This window comes from Pseudoduganella sp. RAF53_2, assembly GCF_052113985.1.
Classification (GTDB): domain Bacteria; phylum Pseudomonadota; class Gammaproteobacteria; order Burkholderiales; family Burkholderiaceae_D; genus Rugamonas.
The window spans coordinates 1-4,493 of record NZ_JBFRDW010000503.1 but is presented as its reverse complement, the minus strand read 5'-3'; the positions used below and the strand labels follow the sequence as shown (position 1 = coordinate 4,493).

The following is a 4,493-nucleotide window of genomic DNA, read 5'->3' as shown; positions in this document are numbered from 1 at the left end:
CTGGAATACATCGATATGCCGGCCGGGGTGAATGTTTCCGGCCTGGAATCGGATGGCAAGGACCGATTCTTCTGCGGCGGTGGCGGCACCGGCAAGATCCGCGCGATTCGTCGTCCAGGCTGAGTCAATTTACGGTGCTAACTTGACCTGAGTCAAATATCCCCGGTGACGGTGGCGGCTTTGCCAGTTACATTGAAGCTTGCTGTTCGCCACCACTTGCGGAGATATCATGGCTGCAAACCCATTGGCTCTCGGCCTGCGGGCCGTCAGGTTCGCGGCGTCCGATGAGATAAGCCAGGAGCTGGAGAGCCGCCACGTCCGGCAGCTGCTGTATCTGCTGCCGGTGCTGGGTCCGCTTTTCAGTCTCGCCATTTTGCTGTTCAGCGCCTGGGATTTCTGGCGCGACGCGGGCAACGCCGGCGCCGCATTAGGAATACGCGGCCTGCTGGTGGCGATAGGCGCCTTTGCCTGGCTGCCGTCCAGCGCCTTCATGGCGCCGCTGTACCGCTGCGGCATTCTGTATCTGACCCATGCCAGCGCGCTGATTATCGCGGAATACGTTCTTCAGGACGGTTTTCTCTACGGCCTGTCTGGCATCACCTCGTGCGTCTTCGTGGTTGCAGTCATGACCTTGCGCTTGCGTGACTTCCTGGGCATCATCGCGGTGCCCAGCGCGCTGCTGGCGGTGCTCACCGCGGCGCGCATGCCTTGGCAGGATGCGGTCAACCAGTTGATGCTGTATTTCTTCGCCATCGCCGTTGCGCTGATGCTGATGTACGTCATCCGCTCATTTGCGGCGCAAACGGTAGAACTGGAAGGGCAGCTGTTGAAGTCCGCGCGGCGCGACAGCTTAACCGGCGCGTTCAACCGGGGCTACCTGTTCGAGCTGGCCGAGCGGGCGRTCGCTCTGGCCCGGCGCCATGGACGTCCGCTGGCGGTGGCCATGCTCGATATCGACCACTTCAAATGCATCAACGATTGCCACGGCCATGCGGTTGGCGACAGCGTGATCGTTTCGCTGGCTGAAGTCTGCATGCGGGAGTTGCGGGCGATCGATCACTTCGGACGTATCGGCGGCGAGGAATTCGTCTGCATCATGCCGGAAACCGACCAGGCGGAGGCCTTGCAATGCGCCGAGCGTTTGCGCAGCTGCATCGAGAAGGCAAGGGTAGATGGCGCTGACGGCGCGATTTGCTGGACCGTCAGCATTGGTGTGGCCATGCTGGACAAACAGCGTCCGGACTGGAAGTCGCTCCTGCACGCTGCCGATTGTGCCTTGTACCGCGCCAAGCATGAGGGCCGCAACCGCGTGGAGCTGGCATGAAGCATTTATCGATGCCCGTACTGCTACTCGTTGGGCTGCTGGCGACCATCCCCGCGTTCTATCTCTCGCTGGAGGCAGCCAGCGCCGCGCGCTATGCGGGGCAACTGCTGTATGGCGTGGCTGCGCTGCTGCTAGCTATCCATCTGGCCGCCAAACCCGCGCGGCGTATCGGCAAGCGTGGCCTTTTCGAYGGAATGCTGTTCGTGGCCACGATCGCCGGCGCATGGCCGTCCGAGCCGCCCTGGCCGCCGCTTGAGTGGTTTCTGCGTCTGGTCTACTGCGCAGCTGTATTTTCCCGCCTGGTCACGATTGCGGCGCGCTACATGCCGCTGCGGCAGCCAGCCCTGATCTGCACCTGGTCGCTCGGCGTCATCTCGCTTGCGGGCGGGGGATTCTACTGGCTTGAGCCGCAGGTGCATAGCTATGCAGACGGCCTCTGGCTGGCCTTCACAACCGGTGCGACGGTGGGCTATGGAGACATCGTTCCTTCAACGCCCGCCTCGCGCGTGCTGGCGGTATTCATTGTGATTTTGGGATTTGGCCTGCTGTCGCTTGTCACGGCAAGCATCGCCGCGCTGATGGTCGGCGAAGATGAAAAGCGCATGCGGCGCGAGCTGCACGCCGACATGCGCATTTTGTTACGTGAGATTGCCGAGTTGCGTGCAGAATTAATGAGCCATCAGGACAGGCAAGGTCATTGACGACAGCACAGTGCGCGTTGCGCCGCCCAGCATCATTTCGCGGAAGCGGCTGTGGCCATAGGCACCCATCACCAGCAAGTCGGCGTCCATATTGGCGGCCAGCGACAGGATGGCGTTACCCGTATCGATCGGCGCAGGGCTTGATTCGACTTCCACGTTAATGCCATGCCGCGCCAGGTACAGCGCGATGTCAGCGCCCGGTTCCTGTCCGTGCTCCTCCTCGCTGCCTTTTGCGTCGAACACGGCAACCGTCACTGTTGAAGCGCGCCGCAGCAGGGGAATCGCCGTGGTGACTGCGCGCGCAGCTTGCGTGCTGCCATTCCACGCGACCAGGCAGCGCTTGCCGATGTCGGTGAATTCGCCGGCGTAGGGCACCATCAGTACCGGCCGGCCCGAATTGAGGATGACGTATTCGGGTAGATCGAGCAGCAGACCCGCTTCGCCGTGATCGTCGGGATTAGTCTGGCCGAGTACCAGAAGATCGGCGTAGCGCGCTTGCAGGCATAGGCCGGAATATTCATCCTCCTCGGTGCGGCGGCTTTCACGCGAACGGATATCCGCGCTGGCCGCCACTTCCTCGAACTTGGCCAGCGCTTCTTCAGAGCGCTTGGATGCGTAGCGCAGATAGTCGGCGACCAGCGCGCCGCTGACATCGAACGGGCTTCCCGCGTACATATAGCGCGGCATGCCGGTCATTGCGGCGCCAACCAGGTGGGCCTCCTCCATCTGCGCCAAACGTGCGGCGAGCTTGATGCGTGCTGGTGCGTTTGCGGATTTGTCGACATGGACCAGAATCGTACGGTAAGACATGGCTACCTCCTTTGGTGAATTCAATGCGAGAGCAGAACCGGCAAGGTCATGGTGTTGAGCACCGTGCGCGTGACGCCGCCGAGCGCGATTTCACGAAAGCGTGAATGGCCGTAGGCGCCCATGACCAGCAGGCCGGCGTGGAAGCGGTCCGCCATGGTGAGCAAGGCTTCGCCGGTGTCGCCACAGGCGCGCTGGCGCATGACGTCCACATTGATGCGGTGGCGAGCCAGATACAGCGCGATGTCGGCGCCGGGGCTTTCGCCATGCTCATCCGGACCGACCACCGGGTCAAACAGGGCAACGATGATGCGCTGGGCGCGCCGCAGCAGTGGAATGGCCTGGGTAATGGCGCGCACGGACTGCAAGCTGCCATCCCAGGCCACGATCGCGGTGCCGTTGATTGGCGCAAGCTGTCCCGCGAATGGCACCACCAGCACCGGCCGGCAGCCGTTCAGCATGATGTATTCGGGAAGATCCTGAAGCAGGGCGCCCGTGGCCGGATCATCGCGGTCAGCCTGGCCGAGGATGACCAGATCGGCATAGCGGGATTGCAGCAGCAGGCCGCCGTAGGCATCGTCGTCGACCAGCCGTGTTTCAAAAGACTCGACGCCGAGGCGGCTTAGTTTACTGGCCGCGTTATCCAGCGTCTCTCGTGCATTGCGCCGGACCAGGTCAATCAGATCCGGCCGCACAATGCCATTCGCCAGCGCATCCGGCGAGCCGCAGACGTAGCGCGAAATGCCGGTCATTGCGGCGCAAACCAGATGCGCCTCTTCCTGCTCCGCCAGCGCCGCCGCCAGCTCGATGCGTTGCGCCTGGCCACGCGAACCGTCCGCATGCACCAGGATAGTTTTATAAGACATCTCAGCCCCCTTCGGATAGATATCACCTGCCCAGTGTCGGCTTACGGAAGGGGGAATTCCATGACCTGAGTCAAGTTATCCATTCTCGGCATGACAACAAATTCCAGATGAGCTAGAGTGAGCAGACCGTCCTGCCACTGCCGGTGGGTCTTTATCAAAGAACGGAAAATATGACGCCAGAAAATGCATCTGTCAGTTCAACGCCAATTGTCCGTTTGCCGTGGATTTTGCTCGCAAGATGGACGCTCGGGCTATATCTGCTGGCTGGTAGCGTGATGGCAGCATTGATTTTGAAATCGAGTTGGCAGCACCTTAGCGACATGAGCACGGTGTACCCGAACCTCAATCTGTACCCGATGCTCATTGCATGCGGGTGTAAGTTCCTGGCTGGCGTGCTGCTGTTATGCAGGTCGAAGTGGTTACTTGTCGCGGTCCCGGTGTGGATCTCAGTATTCCTGTATGACCTGCTGTCTCGCAATACATTCAGGGAGCTGCCGGCGGAGTTCTTTCTCGCCGTGGCGCTTCAAGGCTGTATTCTGTCTTTCGTTATCTGGCTGCATAGCCGGGGAGGCTTGAAGTGAAGGTCCGGATGATGATGTTGGCGTCGGCAGTCGTCGCATCCTGTGCAAATGCAGCGGATGCGCCACGGAGCCCGACGGCTGTACTAGCGGCGCTGGCGGATCGTATTTACGTCCTGGGTGAGACGACGGGCAGTGCAACCGACATGATCGCGTCAGAAGCCGCGGCGGCCGAAGAGATTCGGCAGTACGTGGGGAGCGGTGCGGTGGATGGATT

Annotated in this window: 6 protein-coding genes and 1 pseudogene; 5 read left to right on the top strand and 2 right to left on the bottom strand. The window is 61.3% G+C overall.

Annotation, left to right across the window (positions count from 1 at the left end; all coding sequences use genetic code 11):
• From AB4Z11_RS24020 to AB4Z11_RS24010, 3 genes and pseudogenes are all read left to right on the top strand, one after another.
• Window positions 1-123, top strand: a pseudogene (locus AB4Z11_RS24020) (glutamine cyclotransferase); the annotation flags it as partial.
• A gap of 106 nt (window positions 124-229) precedes the next feature.
• Window positions 230-1,324 (top strand): GGDEF domain-containing protein, encoded by a 1,095-nt coding sequence (locus AB4Z11_RS24015; protein ID WP_442028188.1) that lies wholly within the window; start codon window positions 230-232, stop codon window positions 1,322-1,324.
• Window positions 1,321-2,025, top strand: coding sequence for a potassium channel family protein (locus AB4Z11_RS24010; protein WP_442028187.1), 705 nt, complete (start codon window positions 1,321-1,323; stop codon window positions 2,023-2,025). The genes AB4Z11_RS24015 and AB4Z11_RS24010 overlap by 4 nt, the downstream gene beginning before the upstream one ends.
• On the opposite strand, the gene AB4Z11_RS24005 is transcribed toward AB4Z11_RS24010, so the two are convergent.
• Window positions 1,993-2,835 carry a universal stress protein gene (locus tag AB4Z11_RS24005; protein ID WP_442028186.1) on the bottom strand — a complete coding sequence of 281 codons (843 nt, stop codon included), beginning with the start codon at window positions 2,833-2,835 and terminating at the stop codon, window positions 1,993-1,995. The two genes, AB4Z11_RS24010 and AB4Z11_RS24005, sit on opposite strands and share 33 nt — an antisense overlap.
• A gap of 20 nt (window positions 2,836-2,855) precedes the next feature.
• Complete coding sequence (locus AB4Z11_RS24000; RefSeq protein WP_442028184.1) at window positions 2,856-3,698, bottom strand: universal stress protein; 843 nt, start codon at window positions 3,696-3,698, stop codon at window positions 2,856-2,858.
• A gap of 170 nt (window positions 3,699-3,868) precedes the next feature.
• Between AB4Z11_RS24000 and AB4Z11_RS23995 the strand changes: the two genes are divergently transcribed.
• Window positions 3,869-4,279 carry a hypothetical protein gene (locus tag AB4Z11_RS23995; RefSeq protein WP_442028183.1) on the top strand — a complete coding sequence of 137 codons (411 nt, stop codon included), beginning with the start codon at window positions 3,869-3,871 and terminating at the stop codon, window positions 4,277-4,279.
• Window positions 4,276-4,493 (top strand): hypothetical protein (locus AB4Z11_RS23990; protein WP_442028182.1); only part of this gene is annotated, 218 nt, incomplete at its 3' end. The genes AB4Z11_RS23995 and AB4Z11_RS23990, both read left to right, overlap by 4 nt.

Coding starts and splice junctions, on each gene's coding strand:
- AB4Z11_RS24005 (WP_442028186.1), bottom strand. CDS start 2,835: ATGTCTTACCGTACGATTCTGGTCCATGTCGACAAATCCGCAAACGCA.
- AB4Z11_RS24000 (WP_442028184.1), bottom strand. CDS start 3,698: ATGTCTTATAAAACTATCCTGGTGCATGCGGACGGTTCGCGTGGCCAG.
- AB4Z11_RS23995 (WP_442028183.1), top strand. CDS start 3,869: ATGACGCCAGAAAATGCATCTGTCAGTTCAACGCCAATTGTCCGTTTG.